At 63.9% G+C, this 20,633-nt stretch carries 21 protein-coding genes; 7 read left to right on the top strand and 14 right to left on the bottom strand.

Annotation, left to right across the window (positions count from 1 at the left end; all coding sequences use genetic code 11):
* Positions 1–59: 59 nt before the first annotated feature.
* Together LB555_RS22190 and LB555_RS22185 are read right to left on the bottom strand one after the other, a co-directional pair.
* Positions 60–1,058, bottom strand: a complete 999-nt coding sequence (locus tag LB555_RS22190) for a YihY/virulence factor BrkB family protein (RefSeq protein WP_224683757.1) — start codon at positions 1,056–1,058, stop codon at positions 60–62.
* A 225-nt stretch (positions 1,059–1,283) separates the two neighbouring features.
* Positions 1,284–2,027 (bottom strand): DUF899 family protein, encoded by a 744-nt coding sequence (locus LB555_RS22185; protein ID WP_224683756.1) that lies wholly within the window; start codon positions 2,025–2,027, stop codon positions 1,284–1,286.
* 154 nt (positions 2,028–2,181) lie between these two features.
* Between LB555_RS22185 and LB555_RS22180 the strand changes: the two genes are divergently transcribed.
* Positions 2,182–2,520: a hypothetical protein gene (locus tag LB555_RS22180; RefSeq protein ID WP_140664989.1), complete on the top strand. Its 339-nt coding sequence runs from the start codon at positions 2,182–2,184 to the stop codon at positions 2,518–2,520.
* Positions 2,521–2,534: 14 nt separating this feature from the next.
* Here the strand turns inward: LB555_RS22180 and LB555_RS22175 are convergent, their stop codons facing one another.
* From LB555_RS22175 to LB555_RS22155, 5 genes are all read right to left on the bottom strand, one after another.
* A complete protein-coding gene (locus tag LB555_RS22175; RefSeq protein WP_224683755.1) occupies positions 2,535–3,359 on the bottom strand; it encodes a carbohydrate ABC transporter permease in 825 nt (274 codons plus the stop codon).
* A gap of 1 nt (position 3,360) precedes the next feature.
* Positions 3,361–4,233: a carbohydrate ABC transporter permease gene (locus LB555_RS22170; protein ID WP_224683802.1), complete on the bottom strand. Its 873-nt coding sequence runs from the start codon at positions 4,231–4,233 to the stop codon at positions 3,361–3,363.
* A gap of 80 nt (positions 4,234–4,313) precedes the next feature.
* Positions 4,314–5,582, bottom strand: a complete 1,269-nt coding sequence (locus tag LB555_RS22165; protein WP_224683754.1) for an ABC transporter substrate-binding protein — start codon at positions 5,580–5,582, stop codon at positions 4,314–4,316.
* 115 nt (positions 5,583–5,697) lie between these two features.
* Positions 5,698–6,186 (bottom strand): GNAT family N-acetyltransferase, encoded by a 489-nt coding sequence (locus LB555_RS22160; RefSeq protein WP_140617760.1) that lies wholly within the window; start codon positions 6,184–6,186, stop codon positions 5,698–5,700.
* 5 nt (positions 6,187–6,191) lie between these two features.
* Positions 6,192–7,115, bottom strand: coding sequence for a lytic transglycosylase domain-containing protein (locus tag LB555_RS22155; protein ID WP_224683753.1), 924 nt, complete (start codon positions 7,113–7,115; stop codon positions 6,192–6,194).
* Positions 7,116–7,296: 181 nt separating this feature from the next.
* Between LB555_RS22155 and LB555_RS22150 the strand changes: the two genes are divergently transcribed.
* The gene (locus tag LB555_RS22150; RefSeq protein ID WP_140713725.1) at positions 7,297–7,866 is read left to right on the top strand and encodes a methylated-DNA--[protein]-cysteine S-methyltransferase; all 570 of its coding nucleotides are present in this window, start codon (positions 7,297–7,299) and stop codon (positions 7,864–7,866) included.
* 23 nt (positions 7,867–7,889) lie between these two features.
* Here the strand turns inward: LB555_RS22150 and LB555_RS22145 are convergent, their stop codons facing one another.
* Positions 7,890–8,216 carry a hypothetical protein gene (locus LB555_RS22145; RefSeq protein ID WP_224683752.1) on the bottom strand — a complete coding sequence of 109 codons (327 nt, stop codon included), beginning with the start codon at positions 8,214–8,216 and terminating at the stop codon, positions 7,890–7,892.
* Between the two features lie 273 nt (positions 8,217–8,489).
* On the opposite strand from LB555_RS22145, the gene LB555_RS22140 reads away from it, so the two are divergent.
* Positions 8,490–8,702: a cold-shock protein gene (locus LB555_RS22140; RefSeq protein WP_015316174.1), complete on the top strand. Its 213-nt coding sequence runs from the start codon at positions 8,490–8,492 to the stop codon at positions 8,700–8,702.
* A 249-nt stretch (positions 8,703–8,951) separates the two neighbouring features.
* Here LB555_RS22140 and LB555_RS22135 read toward each other — a convergent pair whose 3' ends face one another.
* The 3 genes from LB555_RS22135 to LB555_RS22125 form a co-directional block, all read right to left on the bottom strand.
* The gene (locus tag LB555_RS22135; RefSeq protein WP_015316173.1) at positions 8,952–9,560 is read right to left on the bottom strand and encodes a glutathione S-transferase family protein; all 609 of its coding nucleotides are present in this window, start codon (positions 9,558–9,560) and stop codon (positions 8,952–8,954) included.
* 83 nt (positions 9,561–9,643) lie between these two features.
* Positions 9,644–10,498 (bottom strand): EAL domain-containing protein, encoded by an 855-nt coding sequence (locus tag LB555_RS22130; RefSeq protein WP_224683751.1) that lies wholly within the window; start codon positions 10,496–10,498, stop codon positions 9,644–9,646.
* Positions 10,495–11,391, bottom strand: a complete 897-nt coding sequence (locus tag LB555_RS22125) for an EAL domain-containing protein (protein ID WP_224683750.1) — start codon at positions 11,389–11,391, stop codon at positions 10,495–10,497. The genes LB555_RS22130 and LB555_RS22125 overlap by 4 nt, the downstream gene beginning before the upstream one ends.
* Before the next feature lie 216 nt (positions 11,392–11,607).
* Here LB555_RS22125 and LB555_RS22120 point away from each other — a divergent pair, with 216 nt between their 5' ends.
* On the top strand, positions 11,608–12,810 hold the full coding sequence (locus LB555_RS22120; RefSeq protein ID WP_140664964.1) for a pyridoxal phosphate-dependent aminotransferase: 1,203 nt from the start codon (positions 11,608–11,610) through the stop codon (positions 12,808–12,810).
* Positions 12,811–12,881: 71 nt separating this feature from the next.
* Here the strand turns inward: LB555_RS22120 and LB555_RS22115 are convergent, their stop codons facing one another.
* Complete coding sequence (locus LB555_RS22115; RefSeq protein ID WP_140617749.1) at positions 12,882–13,277, bottom strand: cupin domain-containing protein; 396 nt, start codon at positions 13,275–13,277, stop codon at positions 12,882–12,884.
* Between the two features lie 234 nt (positions 13,278–13,511).
* Here LB555_RS22115 and LB555_RS22110 point away from each other — a divergent pair, with 234 nt between their 5' ends.
* From LB555_RS22110 to LB555_RS22100, 3 genes are all read left to right on the top strand, one after another.
* Positions 13,512–15,041, top strand: coding sequence for a putative bifunctional diguanylate cyclase/phosphodiesterase (locus LB555_RS22110; RefSeq protein WP_224683749.1), 1,530 nt, complete (start codon positions 13,512–13,514; stop codon positions 15,039–15,041).
* Positions 15,042–15,231: 190 nt separating this feature from the next.
* A complete protein-coding gene (locus LB555_RS22105; protein WP_224683748.1) occupies positions 15,232–17,283 on the top strand; it encodes an elongation factor G in 2,052 nt (683 codons plus the stop codon).
* A 741-nt stretch (positions 17,284–18,024) separates the two neighbouring features.
* On the top strand, positions 18,025–18,522 hold the full coding sequence (locus tag LB555_RS22100; RefSeq protein WP_140823251.1) for a methyltransferase family protein: 498 nt from the start codon (positions 18,025–18,027) through the stop codon (positions 18,520–18,522).
* Positions 18,523–18,543: 21 nt separating this feature from the next.
* On the opposite strand, the gene LB555_RS22095 is transcribed toward LB555_RS22100, so the two are convergent.
* Both LB555_RS22095 and trxB read right to left on the bottom strand, forming a co-directional pair.
* The gene (locus LB555_RS22095) at positions 18,544–19,440 is read right to left on the bottom strand and encodes a LysR family transcriptional regulator (protein ID WP_224683747.1); all 897 of its coding nucleotides are present in this window, start codon (positions 19,438–19,440) and stop codon (positions 18,544–18,546) included.
* A 91-nt stretch (positions 19,441–19,531) separates the two neighbouring features.
* Complete coding sequence (gene trxB, locus LB555_RS22090; protein WP_224683746.1) at positions 19,532–20,506, bottom strand: thioredoxin-disulfide reductase; 975 nt, start codon at positions 20,504–20,506, stop codon at positions 19,532–19,534.
* Positions 20,507–20,633: the final 127 nt, after the last annotated feature.

Raw genomic sequence — 20,633 nt, 5'->3', positions numbered from 1 at the left:
ATCCTTCTCGTCGCGCCGTAGAAGGGAAAGCAGCCTTGCGACCGCGGCAGGATCTCTCCCTAAGGGCGGCGAGGCCCCAGCAGAAAGGCTGTCATCGTCGCGCTCACGCACGCCACCGCCAACAAGGGGACCAAGCCCGAAGAGCCGGGGCTTCGGTGCATTGGAACAAGGCTTTCCGGAGCCGGAGCATTTTGAACCAACCCGTCCAGGTCGGACCTGCTCCCCCGTCGAACGGAATAGGCGCGCGTCAACTCCGCACCGAGCAGAAAGATTTCCGATGAATAATAGACCCAGAGCAGTATGACGAGCAGCCCTCCGGCCGCACCATAGGACGATGCGATCGCACTCGTGCCGATATACCAACCGATAAGCGACTTTCCCAACGTGAACAGAGCGGCGGTCACCACGGCACCGATCCCGACATCCCGCCATTGCAAGGCACGGTCCGGCAGCACTTTGTAGATCGCGGCAAACATCACGGAGATCAGGGAAAAGGAAATCAGGGTGTTGATGGCGCTCAGAACAAATTGGCCGAACGGCAGATGAGCGCTGATCACACTGCCCAGAGCCGAGATCGCCGCGCTCGCCGCCAAGGATACCAGCAACATGAAGCCAAGGGCGGCGACCAGGCCCAGACTTGCCGCACGCGCGCGCAACAGACGCGACAGCGAATCCCCTTTCGCTTCAACCTTCCATATTGCATTCAGGGCCTGCTGCATCTCGCCAAACACCGCTGACGCGGTGACGAGCAGCGTGGCCACGCCGATCAGGGCCGCCAGGGTCCCCGATGATTTGCTGGATGCCCCTTCGAGCGCCGTCTGAAGCAGCGCCGCGCTTTCCCGGCCCATCAGCCCCGATGTCTGTGCAGACAAGGCCAACTGTGCCGCGTCATGACCAAAAGCGATGCCGGCTATCGCGACGACGATTATCAGGACCGGGGCCAGCGACGTGGCGGCATAAAACGCCATCGCCGCGCCATGGCTAAGAGCATTGTCGTTGACAAAGCCAACCACGCTTTCTCGCACCAAGTCCCATACGTCTTTAATTGCAGGGCGCACGTCTAATCCGTGAAGCGGGTCGCAAACCGTCTCCTATCAATGCAGCGGATCTTCCGATGTTCCGGCGACCCGAGCGAGAGTTTCAGCAGCCACGTGAAGCGCGGATCAAGGACACGGGTCAAACACAAGGCATCCCCCGACGAGCCCGCCTGCCTCATCGAACAGGCCGACGGCGACCATGTGCTGAAGAGCCACTCGGAACTGAAGCGTGCGGACCGAGCGACTTCAGTGGCAGCACGCCTCGCCATATTGCAGTTGCTCGCCGAAATTCGGCCGGCCTTCCGGCGTGAAATCCATCAGGTTCCACAGGATCTCGCAGGTGCCGATGGCGCGCGGGTCCTGGCCGGGCTCGGTCGGTGCGAAGCCGAGTTCCGACGACCAGAAATGCCTGATGCCGTCAGCGTCGCGGTGGAACACCGACAGCAGCGGGATCTGCGCACCGTCCGCATCCTCGGCATTGTAGTCGCGCTTGAAGCTGTTGTTGGCCGACGACAGCAGCCGCATGTTGCGCCAGCCGCGATCGCGGCCGAGCGTGACGAGGTTTTCCAGCGCCGTCTTGGCCACCACGGCGAAGTTGAAGCCGGCCGCTTCGAGATGGCCGACCGCGCCGTCGAACTGGTCGAGCAGGGCGGTGCAGGACGGGCATGGCTGGTCGGGTCGGGCGAGCTTCGCGGTGCCGCCGCTGGTCGCGACGTCGCGCGTCTCCCGCGGATGGCGCGGGAACATCATGTTGTAGAGGATCAGCGTGTTCTTGCCGGGCGTGAACAGCTCCGACAATTTTATCCTGGCGGGCTTGCCGGCGGCATCGAGCCCGTCGAATACATAATCCTGCGGCACCAGCCCGCCCGGCGGCAGCGCGCGGCGCGCCTCGGCCACGGCTTCCATGGCGCGGCGCAGCTCGATTTCCTTGTTCAGCAGCTTTTCGCGCGCGGTGCGGTATCTGGCGGATTCGTTGGGAAAGGTGATCATGATCGGCTCCTTGGTTCCGCGCGCCGGCGTCCCGGCGCGGTTGCTCTGCGACCCAAGGACGTTTGGCCGGAACCGGTCCCGACATTTCGCATCGGGACAGGCCCGGCCTTGCCACATCCCCGTTATCGGCTACAGCTGCGGAGTGGAGAGAAGAATGCACGAAGCCGACGAGATCGACCTGCGCTGCCCGCAAGTGGTGGCCGACAATGCCGCCAAGGGCCTGCGGCTGCGCAAGCAGTTCGGCCGTGGCGGCACCGAGATCGGCGTGGCGCGGGCGACGGAGCTGAAGAACCGCGAGAAGCTGGCGCCTTCCACCATCCGCCGCATTGTCAGCTACTTTGCCCGCCACGAGGTCGACAAGCGCGGCAAGAATTACGGCAATGAGGAAAACCCTTCGGCCGGCACCATCGCCTGGCTCTTATGGGGTGGCGACGAGGGCCGCGCCTGGGCGCTGGAGATCAAGCAGAAAATCGGCAACGCGCCCGATATCTGAACGCCGACCGCCCCTCACCCCTTCACCCCGCCGGCAGTGAGGCCGGAGACGATCTTGCGCTGGAAGATCAGCACCAGCACCACCAGCGGCACCGTGACGATCACCGAGGCGGCCATGATGTTGCCCCAGGGGATTTCGAACTGCGAATTGCCCGAAAGCAGCGCGATCGCCACCGGCACGGTCCGCCGCGCGTCGTTGGAGGTGAAGGTCAGCGCAAACAGGAACTCGTTCCACGCGCCGATGAAGGCCAGCAGCCCGGTGGTCGCCAGCGCCGGCCACATCAGCGGCAGGAAGATGCGCGTGATGATGATCCACGGCGTCGCGCCGTCGAGGATCGCCGCCTCCTCGACCTCGACCGGCAGGTCGCGCACGAAAGCGGTGAGCACCCAGACGGTGAACGGCAGCGTGAAGATCATGTAGGAGAAGATCAGCGCGAGGAGCGAATTGTAGAGGCCGAACAGCCGCACCAGCTCGAACAGCCCGGCCAGCACCGCCACCTGCGGGAACATCGAGACCGACAGGATGGCGAACAGCAATGCCGGGCGGCCGCGAAAACGGATACGCGCCAGCGCGTAGGCCGCGGTGACGCCGAGGAACAGCGACAGCGCCACCACCGCGCCAGAGACGACCAGCGAGTTCAGGAGGTTGCGCAGGAAGGCGCCTTCGGACAGCACGTTGCGATAATTGCCGAGGCTGGGCGCCTTCGGCCACAGGTCGGCCTGGAACAGCTCGGTCCCCGATTTCAGGCTGGTGACGATGGCGTAATAGAACGGGAACACCGCGATCAGCACGATTGCTCCGACCAGCAGATAAAAACCTATGCGCTTCAGCAGCCACATATCAGCGGCCTCCGTCCAGGCTTATCCGGCCGATGCGGATGGTGAGGATGGTGAGCAGAGCGAGGATGAGGAAAAGCAGGGTCGAGGCGGCCGAGCCATAGGCGAACTTGTCGAACTCGAACAGGTTCTCGCGGGCGAACACCGACATCGACTTGGTGTGCGCGTTGTTGGGCGTCAGCACATAGATCAGGTCGAAGATGCGCAGCGCATCGAGCGCCCGGAAGATCACCGCCACCATCACCGCCGGGCGGATCAGCGGCAAGGTCACCCGCCAGAAGATCTGCCAGGGATTGGCGCCGTCCAGCCTGGCGACCTCGATGATCTCGCGCGGCAGCATCTGCAGCGCGGCAAGGATCAGCAGCGCCATGAAGGGCGTCGTCTTCCAGATGTCGACGATCAGCACCGCCGCCATCGCCGTGTCGGCGCTGGCGGTCCAGGCGATCTTGTGGTCGATCAGACCGAGATTGACGAGCACGACATTGATGATGCCGAACTGGTCGTTCAGCATCCACTGCCACATCTTCGCCGAGACGATGGTCGGGATCGCCCAGGGGATGAGGATCGCCGCCCTGACGATGCCGCGGCCGGGGAATTCGGCGTTGAGCACCAGGGCGACGACCATGCCGAGGATCGTCTCGCAGGTCACCGAAACCACCGCGAACCGCACGGTGTTCCAAACGGCGCCCCACCAGACCGGATCGAGAAGCAGCCCGTCATAGATGACCCGCCCGCTCGGCATGCGCAGCACCGAGACGTAATTGGCCAGGCCGACCCATTGGCGGGCATCGAGGTCTGACAGCGAGGCATCGGTGAAGCTGAAATAGACCGTGCGCGCCAGCGGCCAGCCGGCAGCGGCGGCGAGCACCACAAGCATCGGCGCCAGGAACAGCCATGCCGAGCGCGCACGCTGGCGCGTCAGGCTCGAACCAGAGCGCGCATCGGCCGGATGCACGCTCACCAGCCCTCGCCTTTCAGCCGGGTCAGCGTCGCTTCGAGGTCGGCCAGATTGTCGGCGGCGCTGCCTTCGCCGGACAAGGTCTTGTGGACGGCGTTCCAGAACTGGCTCGACGCCTCGTTGTACTTGTTTCTGGTCACCGCCGAGGGCCGAGGCCCGGCATTGAGGAAGACCTCTTTCCAGTGTGGAATGATCGGCTGTTGCCGGGCGATGTCGGCATCGTCATAGAGCGCCTGGATGGTCGGCAGGTTGGCGGTCTTGAGCGTGCGGTATTTCTGCATTGCCGGCGAGGCGATGAACTTGACCAGCTCGATCGCCGCATCCGGGTGCTTGGAATATTTCGAGACCGCGAGGTTCCAGCCGCCGAGCGTCGCCGCCGGCCGCGCGCCATCGCCCGTGCCCGCCGGCAGCGGTGCGACATCGAACTTGCCCTTGATCGGCGACCCCTGGCTGTTGCCCAGTGCATAGGCATAGGGCCAGTTGCGCATGAAGACCGCATTGCCGGTCTGCCACACGCCGCGCGCCTCCTCTTCCTGGTAGGCGAGCACGCCGGGCGGGGCGATGGTGCCGATCCAGGCCTTCGCCATGTCGAGCGCGGCCGCCGCCTGGGGGTTGTTGATTGAAATCGCGCCATCCGGCTCGACGATATGGCCGCCGCCATTCGACACCACCCATTCGAACGCGTCGCAGGTCAGCCCCTCATAGGCGTTGCCCTGGAAGACGAAACCCCAGATATCCCTGTTGCCCGACGCCCGCTCCTTGTCCATCACCAGCCTGGCGGTGTCGCCCAGCTCCTTCCAGGTGGCCGGCACCTTGGCGCCGTATTTGTCGAGCAGGTCCTTGCGGTAGTAGAGCGCCGGCGCATCGGTGAAGATCGGCAGCGCCACCAGCCTGCCGTCGACGGTCTGCGACTGGATGATCGACGGGAAATGCTGGGCCACGACATCCCTGGTCGCCTGGGTCAGGTCGACGAACTGGCTGGCGAGCTGCGGCGCCCAGATGACATCGGTCTGGTAGACGTCGACGTCGCTGTTGCCGGCGGCGAGCCACAGCCTGTACTGGCCGAACTGGTCGGTCCCGGACGACGGCATGGCGACGATGGTGACCGTGTCGCCGCTCTCCTTCTCATAGCGGTCGAGGATCTCGCGCAGCACCTTGAGGCCGTTGCCGGTGTCGCCCGACACGATCGACAGCTCGACCGCGCGCGCCGGACCCGCTGCGAGCACGACAGCGGCGCTCAACGCCAGCCATGCATGGAAAAGCTTCATCGCGGTGGATCTCCCTTGGCAGCCGGCGGCGCACGGCACCGGCAGCCGGTCAGGACCCCACCGTTCATTGAATGCGGAGCAGCGCCTTGGGTTCCCGAACAGCCATCGCCGCCAGTCAGCCTTCCCAGGCGACGGGCCTCATGCCCAGCCGCTCGTAAAGCCGCACGGCGGCGGGGTTCTCGAGCGTATTGGTCTTGAGGTCGACATGGGCGGCGCCCCGGTCGCGAAAAATGGCGAAGGCGTGCCACATCAGCGCTTCGCCGACACCCTTGCCGCGCGCCTCTGGATGAACGGCCAGATCCTTGACGAACGCCGAGCTCCAGCACAGTGCAGCCGCCGCCAGCCTGCCCTTGGCGTCGATGACGAGGAAACACAGCGCCGGGTCGAATTGGGGATCTTCGGATATGCGCGGCCACCATTCGTCGAAGGGGCCGTCCGTGCCGTCGTCGAACACTTCGCCCAGCAACGCATGCAGGGGCAGCGCGTCGCCGCGCTCGAACGAGCGCATGACGAAGCCGTCCGGCCAATGCGGTGGAACGAGTGTCTCGTCGAGGATCTTGCGCAGCCGGATGTCGTTCGGAGCCGGCGGGCGCGGTTCGGGCATCGCGCTCAGGCGTCGGGCTGAAGGCGCCCGCGCTTGCGGTCGACGCCGAGGCCGGTCGCCTCGAGCAGGCCCTTGCGCTTGGCGTCGAAATAATAGCCGGTCTGGTAGAGCCAGTCGGCCTTCTTGGCGTTGCCGTTGGACACCAGCCAGGCGCCGCGCAGATATTTGACCGCGTATTTGAGGTTGGTCTCGGCGTCGAACAGGCCCTTGGCCGGCCCATCATAGCCCATGCCGCGCGCCGTCGCGTGCTTGATCTGCATCAGCCCCCAATGGCCATTGTTGTAGGCCTTGGGATTGTAGGTGCTTTCGCGGTTGACGACATGGCGCACCAGATCCACCGGCACCTGGTAGAAGGCGGCGTATTTGACGATCAGCCGGTCGACGTCGCCGCGCATGCCGGTCGCATGCTGCTCCGGCTCGACCGGCTCCGACGGGAACTGCACCAGGGCGGCAGGGTTCTGCGGCACGACATAGGCCACCTGCTGCACGCCAGGCAGTTTCTGGCCGCCCTTGGCAACCGCCGGCACGATGAGCCCGGCGGTCGTATAGGTCTCCGCCGACTGGATCGGTCGGCCGGCTTTCGCCGGGGCCGGCGCCTGCCAGGCATTGGCGGCCATCACGGCGGGCACGGCAGGCGCGGTTGGGGTCGCCCCGGCAAAGGTCGCAGCCGGCTGGGCGACGGCATCGAGGGCCGGTGCACCCGCGCTTGGAGTCGACTCGGTGGTCTGGACGGGGCTGATTCCGGAGGATTGCGGCAGCACCGAAACCGTCTCCGGCAAGGGGATGGTGAAGCCGGCATCGCTGCCGGCAACGGTCGCGGTTTCGGTCAGCGACGGCGCGGCCTTCATCTGCGAGGTCGAGGTGCAGCCGCTGATGCCGGCAGCCGCCACGATCACGCCGATGGCGATAAGGGTTTGTTTTGCTGGCAAGCCGCGTTCGGTGTCCGGTTTGTCGGGTGTTAAGATTTTCCTTACACCAGCGATTCCTGGGTAGCAATCGGGGCCATCTGGTGGTTTTCGGGTGGCGGGATGCAGGCAGCGATGCCATATTGTTCCTGATATGTACCGGCAGGAATCCCGGATTTCGCCGCTTTGCGGAAAGGAGTGCAGCATGGAAACGACATCTTCGATCACGGCCGGCCACGCAGTGTTAGAAACAGTGATCGGTTTCATGGGCATCGCCTGGAGCGAAAAGGGCCTGATCCGGCTTTGCCTGCCCGAACGCAGCCGCGAAGCGGTGGAGCGGCGGCTGATGCGCCATGCCGGGATTTCCGCCTCCACGGCCCAGCCATCATGGGTGGTCGAACTGATCGCCTCGATCAAGGCTTACGCCGCTGGCGAGGACGTCGATTTCACCGGCTTTCCCGTCGACCTCGACGGCGTCGACGATTTCCGCCTCGCCATCTACGACGCGGCACGAAAGCTCAGCTATGGCGAAACCACCACCTATGGCGAACTCGCCAAGCGCGCCGGCCATGCCGGCCTGCCGCGCGAAACAGGGGCGGCCCTTGGCGCCAATCCGGTGCCGCTGGTCATCCCGTGCCACCGCATCCTTGCCGCCGGCGGCAAGATCGGCGGCTTCTCGGCGCCCGGCGGCTCGACCACCAAGGAAAAGATGCTGGCCATGGAAGGCGTGCATGTCGGCCCGCCGCCGCCGGCGCAGGTGTCCTTCGGCTTCTGAGAGCAGTAAGCCGCTCCCGGGTGCTAATGGCGCCGGATGAATCGATGCCTGAAATGCTCATTGTCCGGCCGCTTGCAGTTGTACACCGGACAGGACTTGGTGTCGGCGCTCGGCACATAGGCGCGTGTCCGCACCTCGCCGATGGTGCAGAACTGCTGGCTCTGCACATAGCGGTCATAGAGCGGCAGCCCCGGCACCCGGTTCGACTGATAGCGAAGGATAACCGCACCTTGGCGCGCGATCGTCGACTGAACCTTGCCGCAGCTCAGACGTGTGGGGTCGTAGCGCGAGATGGCCTGCGCCTGGGCGGCCACCAGCGTGAGGCAGGCGGCAAGCAGGATGGTTTTCATGGTCCTCTCCCTCGATCCGCCGCCCGGGACGGCACGATCTTGCGCCACGGTTTCACCAGATTGGGGCGGCCGTTGGGCGGCCCCGGATCACGACGTTTTCACGCAGTCTTGTTTTTTGTGCGAAAGCAGCCTATATCAGCCCCATTGATATTTCGGCCGATCGATCCGGGCCTCGCGATCTTCGCGTTTGCTGACGTCTATCTCCAAAATCTCGATGCACACCGGCTGGACTTCGGTCCGGTCATACCAAAGCAAATGTGAAGGACTATTTTTATGGCAACTGGAACGGTCAAGTGGTTCAACGCCACCAAGGGTTTCGGCTTCATCCAGCCTGACAGCGGCGGCGCGGACGTTTTCGTCCACATCTCGGCTGTCGAGCGCGCTGGACTGTCGACCCTGGTCGAAGGCCAGAAGATCAACTTCGAGATCGAGCAGGACCGCCGCACCGGCAAGTCGTCCGCTGGTTCTCTGAGCAAGGCAGCCTGATTTTGAAAATGGCGCGCGCCGGACGAGAGTTCGGGGCGCGCGGCAAGTCACGGATGTACTGACGGTCGCGCGAGAAGCGCGCCGGAGCGGAAAGACCCGACAAGCTGGAACAGCAGATAGCTGCCAGCCCGGACCGGACGCTCCCAATCAGGCTACCGAAATGGGAAGGCGGGATTTATCCCGCCTTTTTATTTGTCTGGGGTTCAGAGATCACGCTGTGTTGCCGCTTTCGCCAATCACCTGCGTCGCCTACCCCACCCACTCGATCGGCACATGCCCCGGGTCCGCCTCCACGCGGCCGAGCCAGGCGACCACCGCCGGATAGGCGTCGAGCTGGAACCCGCCCTGCTCCGCCGTGTGGGTATAGGCATAGAGCGCGATGTCGGCGATGCTGAATGTGCGGCCGGCGAAGAAGGCGTTGTTTTCGAGATATGTGTTCATGACGCCAAGCGCCTTGTTGCCGCGCTCCAGCGTCACAGCCAGCCGCTCCGGCGTGGCATCCGCTGCGCGTTCCGGAAAGGTCAGCAGCGCCTTGCGCACGGCGATATAGGGCTCGTGGCTGTATTGTTCGAAGAACAGCCACTGATAAGCGAGCCCGCGCTCATATTTGTCCGCGGGCAGCAAGCGCGTGCCTTCGGCGAGATAGAGCAGGATGGCGTTGGATTCTGCCAGCCGCCGGCCGTCGTCCAGTTCCAGCAGTGGCACCATGGCGTTCGGGTTCTTGGCGACGAAATCGGCCTTGCGCGTATCGCCGGTATGCGAACTCACCTCGACGGTGGTGAAGGCCAGGCCGAGCTTGGCCATCAGTAAACGCGGCTTGTAGCAATTGCCGCTATCGATCATGCTGTAAAGTATCATCATGGTTCCCCGGAGCGCTGCTTCTGCGAGCGGATTATCGCAGCGGCGCCATCCTCAACCAATGATTTGTTTTGGCGCGACCATCAGCGCCGCTTATGCAACGGCACAACCTTGTTGTCGAAGCCCAGCAGCGCATCGACGGCAAGCGGCTCTTCGTTGAAGATGGTGCCGGCCAGCGCCGGACGCCCAAGAAGAAAGCCCTGCAGCAAATCGACTCCGCCTTCGAGCGCGACACGCAAATGGGTGGGCTGTTCGATGCCCTCGACCAGCACCTTGGCACCGCGATCGTGGAGGCTGGACACCAGCGGGCGGAAGAAGCGTTCCGCGGCGGCGTGGCGGCAGAATTCCGCGAACCAGCCGCCATCGATCTTGACGATGTCGGGCTGAAGCAGGCTCACCCGCTCCACGGTCGAGTGGCCGGTGCCGAAATCGTCAATGGCGATGCGGATGCCGTCGCGCCGCATTTCACGCACCAGCCTGGCCAGCTGCGCATCGTCCGCCGCCTGCTCGGTGATTTCACACACGAGCATTGCCGGAGCCAGGCCAAGTTCGTCGAGGTGCCGGCTCATCAGCCGGATCTCGGCCAGCGCCCGTCCGGCATGGTCGTTGACCAGGGGATTGTAATTGAAGAACAGGTCGAGCCCGTCGACCCCGATATTGTGGAAATTCCTCAGATGCAGCACCCGGCACATTGTTTCGACGTACAGCCGCTCCGGAGCCGCGACGCTGTCGAAGAACACCCGCGGCGACACCGGCCGGCCGGCGCGGTGCGGTTCGATCAGGCCCTCGACGGCGACCGGATGCAAGCTGCCGCCGCGCTGGGCGTAGATCGGCTGGTAGGCGCTGCGCAGGCGGAAGTCGCCATGGATGCCACATTCGATGCCGATCTCGTCGACGAAGATCGCATCGCCCACGGTGCGCCGCCGCTCGACGCTCATGGCGCCACCTTGCGCCCGAAGGCTTTTGCGGGCCGCCCGGTGCGCGGCGCGACGGCGGCGGGAGCGGACGCATGGCTCGGAGGAGGAACCGGCTCGGGACTGCCCTGGCCGAAAGCGCGGAAACTCGTCGGCGCCAGTTCTGGGCGGGCCAGCACATAGCCCTGGACCATCGAGGCGCCCGATCGTTCCGCCAGCTCCAGTTGCCAGCCTTCCTCGATGCCTTCGAACACCGTGCGGATGCCCTGGTCCTCGAAGCTCCTCACCATGGATGTCAGCAGCGCGAAACCGGCGCCCGATTCCATCAGTTGCGTGATCCAGTGCGCATCGAACTTGACAATGTCGGGGCGCAATTCCTTGACGCGGGTGATGTCGGAATCGTCGGCGCCATAGTCGTCGACGGCAATCCGGAAGCCGTTGGCCCTGAGCGCGGCGACGAAGCCGTGCAGGGTTTCCTGCGATGCCGATCTCTGCTCCGTCACCTCGCAAACGACGCGGCCCGGATCGATGCCGGCTTCCTGCAGCACCAGCCGCATGTCACGCAAGGCATTGTCGGCGACAGCGCGCTCGGTGAACACCGACGGGTCGAAATTGATGAAGATCGACGCCTCTTGCGGCAGGCAGGCGCCGGCATTGAGCAGATGCAGCGTCCTGGTCAGCGCCTCGACATGCAGACGGTCGGCCGCCGGACAGGTCGAAAAAAAGCTCATCGGCGATTGCGGCTCGCCGTCGCGAAACGGACGGATCAGCCCTTCGAAGGCGGCAACCGAAAGCTTGCCCTCGTTGAAGGCAAAGATCGGCTGAAAAGCGCTTTGCAGCGTATAAATGCCCCAGACACCACTCGAGGTGCCGTCATCATGACGGGTGATATGGGCAAGTCCGATGCTGCGCGACAAAGGTTCCTCGCTCCGCGACCTGGCGGAATTGAACCGCGATCCTGCCATGCAAGCCTCTACCGCCCGTTAATGAACTTTCTTTTGCCGATCACGCCTCATTGACCGCGCTGCCCCACCTGGCCCAGCCGACAAGGCTTGCGCTGACGGGAATGTTGCGACATGAGAAGCGCCGCGGCCGCTTCTGGCCGCGCCGATCCTTTGGAGAGACAAAAGGTCATGGCCTTTCTTGCCGACACCCTTTCCCGCGTTAAGCCTTCCGCCACCATCGCGGTGACGCAGAAAGCGCGCGAGCTGAAAAATGCCGGCCGGGACATCATTGGCCTTGGCGCCGGCGAGCCCGATTTCGACACGCCCGACAACATCAAGAATGCGGCGATCGAGGCCATTCGCCGTGGCGAGACCAAATACCCGCCGGTTTCGGGCATCGTGCCGCTGCGCGAGGCGATCGCGAAAAAATTCAAGCGCGAGAACAATCTCGACTACAAGCCCGAGCAGACCATCGTCGGCACCGGCGGCAAGCAGATCCTGTTCAACGCCTTCATGGCGACGCTGAACCCCGGCGACGAGGTCATCATCCCCCGCCCCTACTGGGTCAGCTATCCCGAAATGGTGGCGATCTGCGGCGGCACGTCGGTGTTTGCCGACACCTCGATCGACAATGGCTTCAAGCTGACGCCGGCGGTGCTGGAAAAGGCAATCACGCCGAAGACCAAATGGCTGCTGATGAACTCGCCGTCGAACCCGTCGGGCGCGGCCTATAGCGAGGCCGAACTGCGGGCGCTCGCCGACGTGCTGTTGAAGCACCCGCAGGTCTGGACGCTGACCGACGACATGTACGAACACCTGACCTATGGCGACTTCGTCTTCAAGACCATCGCCGAGGTCGAGCCCAAGCTCTACGAGCGCACGCTGACCATGAACGGCGTCTCGAAAGCCTATGCCATGACCGGCTGGCGCATCGGCTACGCCGCCGGTCCCGTCCAGTTGATCAAGGCGATGGACATGATTCAGGGCCAGCAGACCTCCGGCGCCTGCACCATCGCGCAATGGGCTTCGGTCGAGGCGTTGAATGGCCCGCAGGATTTCATCGCCAAGAACAAGGCGATCTTTCAAGGCAGGCGGGACCTCGTCGTCTCGATGCTCAACCAGGCGCGCGGCATCACCTGCCCGTCGCCGGAAGGCGCCTTCTATGTCTATCCGTCCTGCGCCCAGCTGATCGGGAAGAAAACCAGGGCCGGCAAGGTGATCGACACCGACGAGGCCTTCTGCTCGGAACTGCTCGAGGCCGAGGGCGTCGCGGTGGTGTTCGGCTCGGCCTTCGGCCTTGGTCCCAACTTCCGCATCTCCTACGCCACCTCGGAGACGCTGCTGGAGGAAGCCTGCACGCGCATCCAGCGCTTCACGGCATCGCTGACCTGATCTGGTAGATCCGAAACAAACCCGGCGTCACCGCTGTCAGGCGTTACCGCCGGGTTTTGTGGATACAGCAATCAGCCGCCATATTGCGCCGCGGTCACTTCTTCCAGCCAGTCGGCATGGACGCCGTCGAGCGCCTCCTGCATGGCGATGTGCGTCATTGCCGATTTCGGCGCCGCGCCATGCCAATGCTTCTCGCCAGGCGCGAAGGAGATGACGTCACCGGCCCTGATTTCCTGGATCGGCCCGTCCCATGTCTGGACCAAGCCGGCGCCTGCGGTGACATAAAGCGTCTGGCCAAGCGGATGCGTGTGCCAGTGGGTGCGCGCGCCGGGCTCGAAACTGACCAGCGTGGCCCTGAGCCGCGCTGGCGGCTCCTTCTCGATGATTGGCGTCTGCAGAACCCGGCCGGTGAAGTATTTTTCCGGCGCTATAACGGTCGGCACGCTGCCGCAAGCAATGATCTTCATCGTCTGTTCCCTGGAACTGGTGGTTGCCGGTGAGATGCCGGCCCGCGAAGTGAGCCGCATTCTCGGTCTGGATCGGCTCTGATGCAACCGCCCTTGTCACCTCGCTTGGACGAAGGCCTGATTTCTTAACCATGACACTTGCCGGCACGGGACCGCCAAGCGAAATGCCGGCGAATTCAATGTCTTCTTAACGGCTGCGCACTAGCCGTTGGCCTGCATTGCGGGGGCTGGCGGATGAGCATACTGGCGACGATCAAGGACCATAGCGGCCGGATCTATCGCGGTATCCAGTCGCTGCTCGTGATCAGCACCGGCGCGGCGGTGCTTGGCGCTTTCGACGTCTCGCAAGACCTGTCAGCCGGCGGTGCCTTCGCCATCTCGATCCTGGCCACGAGCCTGGCCTTGCTGGCATTGATGTACATGCGCAGCAGCGTCGTCCATCGTCTCCAGTCGGCCGCCGCTGCGGAAGCCGAGAAACATCATTTCCTCACCAGGGATGCGATGACCGGCGCCACGACGAGACGCTATTTCCTCGAAGCGCTGCGCGAAAGCCTGGGCACCAGGCGCGACAGGCGCGAGGCAGCCTTGCTCTTGATCGACCTCGACCATTTCAAGCAGTTGAACGACACGTTCGGACACCAGTTCGGCGACCTCACCTTGGCGCATCTGGTCAAGACCGCGGAGCGCATCTTTGCCGGCGCCATGGTAGGACGCCTCGGCGGCGACGAATTCGGTGTCATCATTCCGCATGGCGACCTGACGGCCATCAACAAGGATGTCAGACGATTGCTGGATGCCATGCGCGCCGGCAAATCGCATGAAGGCAAGACCATTCCGCTCTCCATTTCGATCGGCGTCGCCCTGGCGCCGGCCCATGCCTCGAACACGACGGAATTGATGCTGGTTGCCGATCTGGCGCTTTATGAAAGCAAGGCGGCGGGCCGTGGCCGCGTCACCGTCTTCGACGAGGAGATGCTGTCCGACAAGCGCTACCGGCGGCTGGTCGAACGGGAATTGCGCGCCGCGGTCTATCTGGGCGAACTCGAACTGCATTATCAGCCGATCGTCGGCCCGGACGGTTCCACCGAGGCGTTCGAGGGGCTGATCCGCTGGCGCCACCCGGTTCGCGGGCTGATCGCGCCGGCCGAGTTCATTGCGATCGCCGAGCGATCGACGTTGATCGACATGCTCGGCGAATGGGTGTTCAAGCGGGCTTGTGCCGACATCGGCCAGTTCGCCGGCCGCCGCATTTCCATCAACGTCTCCGGCGAGCAGCTCAAGCGTGACGAGATCGTGACCATGTGCGACCGCGTGCTGAAGGACACTGGCCGGTCGGCATCACAGTTCATCATCGAGATCACCGAGACGGTGGCGACCGCCGCCACGCCCGAGATCCTGCGGCGCCTCGAAGCATTGCGTGGCCTCGGCTTTCACATCGCCCTCGACGATTTCGGCACCGGCCATTGCGGCTTCAACTATCTGAAGACCTTGCCCGTCGATATCATCAAGATCGATCGCTCCTACATCCGCGCCCTCGCTCACGATCAGGTAGCACAGATATTCGTCTCGGCGCTGGCGCAGATCGCGCGCATCCAGGAGGTCACCATCGTGGCGGAAGGCGTGGAGACGGCGGAGGAATTCGCTCTCGCCAAGGCGGCCGGGTGCAATCGTTTCCAAGGTTATTTTTTTGGCAGGCCGGCGCCTCGCGGCAAGCTCGCGCTGCTTGACGGGCGCTCGGTCGAACCGCTCGCGCTCAGCGCATGAGACGACCGGCCGTGCCTGCTTCCTATTTTTCTTGCCCTGCCGGCAAACAAGTGGGACGATAATCGCGGGCAGGTCGAAACAGGCCGCCCGCGACGGTCGAACAGGCCGGCCGCCGCTCAGGACCGATTGACCCTGGCCTGAACCATGAATGCCAGTCGGTCCCCAGGAAACGCCTGAGTGGAGGTCAGTCATGGGTACTCGCGCCGGAGGACGACGCACGGGACCGAAATGCATTGCCATAGTCGGTCCCTTCGCAAGCGGTAAGACGACACTTCTCGAAGCCATATTGGCCCGTACCGGCGCCATTCCCCGCCAGAACCCGGTTTCCTCAGGCAATACCGTTTCAGATCATTCGCCCGAGGCCCGCGCCCACGCCATGAGCGTCGAGGCGTCGATCGCCACCACCGAGTTCATGGGCGAGCAGTTCACCTTCATCGACTGCCCCGGATCGATCGAATTCTCCTTCGAGGCCGAACCGGTGCTGGCCGCCTGCGACATCGCTGTGGTCGTGGCCGAGGCCGACGAAAAGAAAATCCCCGCCTTGCAGCTCATCATGCGCAAGCTCGACGATCTCGGCGTGCCGCGCATCCTGTTTCTCAACAAGGTCGACAAGGCGATCGCGGGCGTGCGCGATACGCTGAAGATGCTGCAGCCGACAAGCGCGGCGCCGCTGCTTCTGCGCCAGATCCCGCTGCGCAAGGACGGCGTCGTCATCGGATCGATCGATCTGGCGCTGGAGCGCGCCTACATCTACCGCGAATATGCCGAGAGCGAGGTGGCCGAGATACCGGGCGACGACAAGGCGCGCGAACTGGAGGCGCGCTTCTCGATGCTGGAGACGCTGGCCGATCACGACGATGATTTGATGGAGCAGCTGCTGGAAGAAATAGAGCCGCCGAAGGACGCGATCTTCGACGATCTCGCCGCCGATCTGCGCGAAGGCGCGGTGACGCCGGTGCTGATCGGCACCGCCGAGAAAGGCAATGGCGTGCTGCGCCTCTTGAAGACGATCCGCCACGATGCGCCCGACATCGAGGCGACCCGCAAGCGGCTCGGCGCTCCGGACGGCACTGCGACGGTGGTCCAGGTGATGAAGACCATCCACACGCCGCATGGCGGCAAGCTGTCGGTGTCGCGCATCCTGTCCGGCCAGGTCGCCGACGGCTCGGAACTGTGGCTGCCCGGCGGCGACACCGCCAAGGTTTCCGGAATCTACAGGATGCTGGGCAAGGATCAGGTCAAGCTGACCGCCGCCAGGACCGGCGACACCGTGGCGCTCGGCAAACTGGACGCGGTCAAGACCGGCCAGACCCTCACCTCGGCCAAGGGCGGAGCCAGACAGCTCTTCGATGTCGAGCCGCCGCAGCCGGTCTTCGCCTTCGCGCTGCGCCCCAGGGAGCGCAAGGACGAGGTCAAGATGTCGGCCGCCATCCAGCGCCTGGCCGAGGAGGATCCCTCGCTCAGCCTGCGCCACAACCAGGATTCGGCCGAGACAGTGCTGTCAGGGCATGGCGAGATGCATCTGCGCGTCGTGCGCGAGCGGCTGGAGGGCAAGAACCAGATACCGGTGGAAGGCCATGCGCCGGCGGTGCCCTATCGCGAGACGATCCGAAAGCCGGTGCAGCAGCGCGGCCGCCACAAGAAACAGTCGGGCGGCCACGGCCAGTTCGGCGATGTGGTCATCGAGATCAAGCCGCTGCCGCGCGGCTCCGGCTTCCAGTTCACCGACACCATCACCGGCGGCGTCGTGCCCAAGACCTACATCCAGTCGGTCGAGACAGGCATACGTGACTACCTGAAATCCGGCCCGCTCGGCTTTCCCGTGGTCGATGTCGCGGTCAACCTGTCGGACGGCTCGTACCATGCGGTAGATTCCTCCGACATGGCCTTCCAGATGGCGGCCAAGCTCGCCATGAAGGAAGGCATGGCCGCCTGCTCGCCAGTGCTTCTGGAACCGGTGATGAAGGTAGAGATCGTCACGCCGTCGGACGCGACGTCGAAGATCATCGCGCTGATCCCGCAGCGGCGCGGCCAGATCCTCGGCTATGACGCGCGGCCCGACTGGCCGGGATGGGATGTCGTCGAGGCGACCATGCCGCAGGCCGAGATCGGCGATCTGATTATCGAGTTGCGCTCGGCCACCTCAGGCGTTGCCAGCTACCGCGCCGCTTTCGACCATATGGCCGAGTTGACTGGCCGTCTCGCCGACGAAGCGATGAACGCCAACGGCAAGGCTGCCTGATTTCGCCCGGTGCCAGATTTCGATTCATGTGAAGCCCCCTCGAACGATCGAGGGGGCAAAAACCAAAAACGACGCCCGGGGGGCCGGACGTCGTTTTGTTTGCGGACCGTCTTCTCGGGAGGAAAAACGGCAGGTCCGCCGCATGTCGAGGTCGCCGCGCTTCGGCGGAAAAAGTTCGGACGCGGTAGCCGCCTGAGCCCGGGCCGTACGAGTGATGCCCCCATCTCCCGTCCGAACCACACCGCGTCCTATCATCCACTTAGCAGATGGAGGGTGTCCTTGTCATGTTACCAGAGGTTACATGACACTGTTACGCGGCAATTCTGGTGAATTTTTCAGCCATCCCAGTGGCATGCAGGCAACAAAAAAGCCGGATCAATGAAGATCCGGCTGAGTTTGATTGGAAGTGCCTGTTAAGGCTAACCTCCAGAGGGGAACACTCGAGGACGCTAATGGGAGGAGAACGCGTCCAGGAGATGATCTATATATGTGCTCTTCATGCCCAAGAAACAAGCATCTATTTTGCAACACACACATGCAAAAAGGCACAGGCTGTGGTCCAACCCATTCCGAAAGCCAATAGGACCAGCAGAATCGTGAAAATGAGGCGCGATTTCGGGTCATTGTCGTCTCGAAAACGCCGATCCCGACCGATTTTGCTCCCGAATGCCGAAAAACACTGATGATGTGGAATGAGGCAGCGGCGGTTCATTTCCAAGGCAGTCAAGCGAGGATCGACCATTGCGCAGGTTTTCGGCGATCGCCGGCAGCGGCATTTTCCTGATCGCGGCTCCCGGCGTTGTCGCCGGGCTGGTTCCCTGGCTGCTTAGCGATCGCTGGGGCCTGCCATGGTCGCCCCTGCCCTTGTTTGCGCTCACCGGCGGCATGCTCGTCATTGCCGCGGCCGCGGTGCTGCTGCATGCCTTCGCCCGCTTCGCGCTGGAGGGGCTGGGCACGCCCGCCCCCGTCGCACCGACCGAAAGGCTGGTGATCGGCGGCATCTACCGCCATGTCCGCAATCCCATGTATGTCGCCGTGCTGTCGATCATTCTGGGCCAGGCGCTGCTGTTCTCGAGCTGGTCGATCGCTGCCTACGCGGCAATCGCGGCGGCTGCCATGGTCACCTTCGTCAAGCTCTACGAGGAGCCGACGCTCGCCGGCCGCTATGGCGCCGAATACGAGGCCTACCGCCGCAACGTACCGGGCTGGCTGCCGCGGATTACGCCTTGGAAGGGATAGGCTCGCAGAGCTGACCTTGGATCAGAACGACCAGCTTCTGGCCTTGGCGATGATGAAGTCGCGAAACACATGCAGCTTGGCTTGGTTCTTCATCGCGTCGGGGTAGGCGAAATAGGTGTCGAAGGACGGCACCTCGGTTTCCGGCAGCAATTGCACCAGACCGGAATCCTTGCTGATCACATAGTCCGGCAGCATGGCGATGCCGGCGCCGCCCTGCACGGCGCGCTTGATCGACAGGATGTCGTTGATCTGCAGCGACGGCACGCGCTGGCCGCTCTCGAAATCGCCGACCGTCTCCAGCCAGTTCAACTCCGACAGATGCGACGGCACGGGCAGGCCGAAGGTGACGATGCGATGGGTTCTGAGCTCCGCGACCGAGCCCGGCTTGCCGTGCTTGGCGACATAGGAGGGGGCTGCGTAAAGGTGGAAATGCACGGTGAACAGGCGGCGCTGGATCAGGTCCGGCTGTTGCGGCTGGCGCAAACGGATGGCGCAATCGGCCTGACGCATGGTGAGGTCCAGTTCCTCGTTGGCGAGGATCAGCTGCAGGCTGACTTCGGGATAGAGTTCGATGAACTCCTGCACCCGCTCGGTCAGCCAGCCGGCGCCGAGGCCAACGGTCGTCGTTACCCTGAGCACGCCGGACGGCCGGTCCTTGGTCTCCGTCAGCCGCGACTTGATGGTCTCGAGCTTCATCAGCACGTCATGCGCCGTGCGGAACAGCATCTCGCCCTGTTCGGTCAGCACCAGGCCACGCGCATGGCGGTTGAACAGCGGCACGCCGACATCATGTTCGAGCGCGCTCACCTGCCTCGAGATTGCCGATTGCGACAGATGCAGCGTCTCGGCCGCATGCGTGAACGACCCCGCTTCCGCCGCAGCGTGAAACACGCGTAGCTTGTCCCAGTCCAACGCCATGATTTTCCCCTCGTTCCGGTTGGCGTCTGAATGAAAAATCAGGCTTTTACACGGCGTTTCCAAGCCGTTTTTTTACAGTCCGCGGCGGCCCCTATTCCGCTGCTTCGCGATGTACCTCGATGCCGGCCAGATACTTTTCCGCTTCGAGCGCGGCCATGCAGCCCAGCCCCGCGGCTGTCACGGCCTGCCGATAGATATCGTCGGTCACGTCGCCGGCGGCGAACACGCCGGGCACGTCAGTGCGCGTCGAATCCGGCGCTGTCCACAGATAGCCGTTCGGCTTCTGCTTCAGCTTGCCGGCGAACAGCTCGACCGCGGGCGCATGGCCGATGGCCACGAAGACGCCGTCGATCTTGAGGTGGCTCTCGGCGCCGGTCACGGCATGCCTGAGCTTCAGCCCTTCGACCGAAGGCGGCAGCGGTGCCTTGCCGGGGCGGCCGGTGATCTCGTCGACGATCGTGTCCCAGATGACGCGGACATTGTCCTTTTTCAGCAACCGTTCGCGCAGGATGCGTTCGGCACGGAAATCCGAGCGCCTGTGGATGACGGTGACGCTCTTGGCGAGGTTGGACAGATAGAGCGCCTCCTCCACCGCCGAATTGCCGCCGCCGACTACCGCGACATCCTTGCCGCGATAGAAGAAGCCGTCGCAGGTGGCGCAGGCGGAAACGCCGAAGCCCATGAAGTCCTGTTCGGTCGGGATGCCCAGCCACTTGGCTTGCGCGCCGGTGGCGATGATCAGCGCATCGGCCGTGTAGGTCGTGCCGGAATCGCCCTTGGCGCGGAACGGCCGCACGTTGAGGTCAACCTCGGTGATGATGTCGTTGACGATGTCGGTGCCGACATGCTCGGCCTGCTTGAGCATCTGCTCCATCAGCCACGGCCCCTGGATCGGATCGGCGAAGCCGGGGTAGTTCTCGACATCCGTGGTGATCATCAATTGGCCGCCCTGCTGCAGACCGGCGACCAGCATCGGCTTCAGCATGGCGCGCGCGGCATAGACCGCCGCCGTATAGCCGGCCGGACCGGAACCGATGATGAGAACGGGCGCGTGCTTGGTGGTCATTTGGAGCCTCTGCGGGGGCGGACAGCGAGTGTGCCTTGGAAAAAGACGTAGAATATCGCGCTTAATGTAAGGGCTGCCAACCACGCCAGCAAGACGAACGGACCGTCGTCCCCGGAAAGCTTCGACC

This window comes from Mesorhizobium sp. BR-1-1-10 (genome assembly GCF_020165595.1).
Taxonomy (GTDB): Bacteria; Pseudomonadota; Alphaproteobacteria; order Rhizobiales; family Rhizobiaceae; genus Mesorhizobium; species Mesorhizobium australicum.
The sequence above is the reverse complement of the archived record's forward strand: the minus strand, read 5'-3'. Positions and strand labels throughout refer to the sequence as shown.

Coding starts and splice junctions, on each gene's coding strand:
- LB555_RS22185 (WP_224683756.1), bottom strand. CDS start 2,027: ATGATCACCTTTCCCAACGAATCCGCCAGATACCGCACCGCGCGCGAA.
- LB555_RS22180 (WP_140664989.1), top strand. CDS start 2,182: ATGCACGAAGCCGACGAGATCGACCTGCGCTGCCCGCAAGTGGTGGCC.
- LB555_RS22175 (WP_224683755.1), bottom strand. CDS start 3,359: ATGTGGCTGCTGAAGCGCATAGGTTTTTATCTGCTGGTCGGAGCAATC.
- LB555_RS22170 (WP_224683802.1), bottom strand. CDS start 4,233: ATGCTTGTGGTGCTCGCCGCCGCTGCCGGCTGGCCGCTGGCGCGCACG.
- LB555_RS22165 (WP_224683754.1), bottom strand. CDS start 5,582: ATGAAGCTTTTCCATGCATGGCTGGCGTTGAGCGCCGCTGTCGTGCTC.
- LB555_RS22160 (WP_140617760.1), bottom strand. CDS start 6,186: ATGCCCGAACCGCGCCCGCCGGCTCCGAACGACATCCGGCTGCGCAAG.
- LB555_RS22150 (WP_140713725.1), top strand. CDS start 7,297: ATGGAAACGACATCTTCGATCACGGCCGGCCACGCAGTGTTAGAAACA.
- LB555_RS22145 (WP_224683752.1), bottom strand. CDS start 8,216: ATGAAAACCATCCTGCTTGCCGCCTGCCTCACGCTGGTGGCCGCCCAG.
- LB555_RS22140 (WP_015316174.1), top strand. CDS start 8,490: ATGGCAACTGGAACGGTCAAGTGGTTCAACGCCACCAAGGGTTTCGGC.
- LB555_RS22135 (WP_015316173.1), bottom strand. CDS start 9,560: ATGATACTTTACAGCATGATCGATAGCGGCAATTGCTACAAGCCGCGT.
- LB555_RS22130 (WP_224683751.1), bottom strand. CDS start 10,498: ATGAGCGTCGAGCGGCGGCGCACCGTGGGCGATGCGATCTTCGTCGAC.
- LB555_RS22120 (WP_140664964.1), top strand. CDS start 11,608: ATGGCCTTTCTTGCCGACACCCTTTCCCGCGTTAAGCCTTCCGCCACC.
- LB555_RS22115 (WP_140617749.1), bottom strand. CDS start 13,277: ATGAAGATCATTGCTTGCGGCAGCGTGCCGACCGTTATAGCGCCGGAA.
- LB555_RS22110 (WP_224683749.1), top strand. CDS start 13,512: ATGAGCATACTGGCGACGATCAAGGACCATAGCGGCCGGATCTATCGC.
- LB555_RS22105 (WP_224683748.1), top strand. CDS start 15,232: ATGGGTACTCGCGCCGGAGGACGACGCACGGGACCGAAATGCATTGCC.
- LB555_RS22095 (WP_224683747.1), bottom strand. CDS start 19,440: ATGGCGTTGGACTGGGACAAGCTACGCGTGTTTCACGCTGCGGCGGAA.
- trxB (WP_224683746.1), bottom strand. CDS start 20,506: ATGACCACCAAGCACGCGCCCGTTCTCATCATCGGTTCCGGTCCGGCC.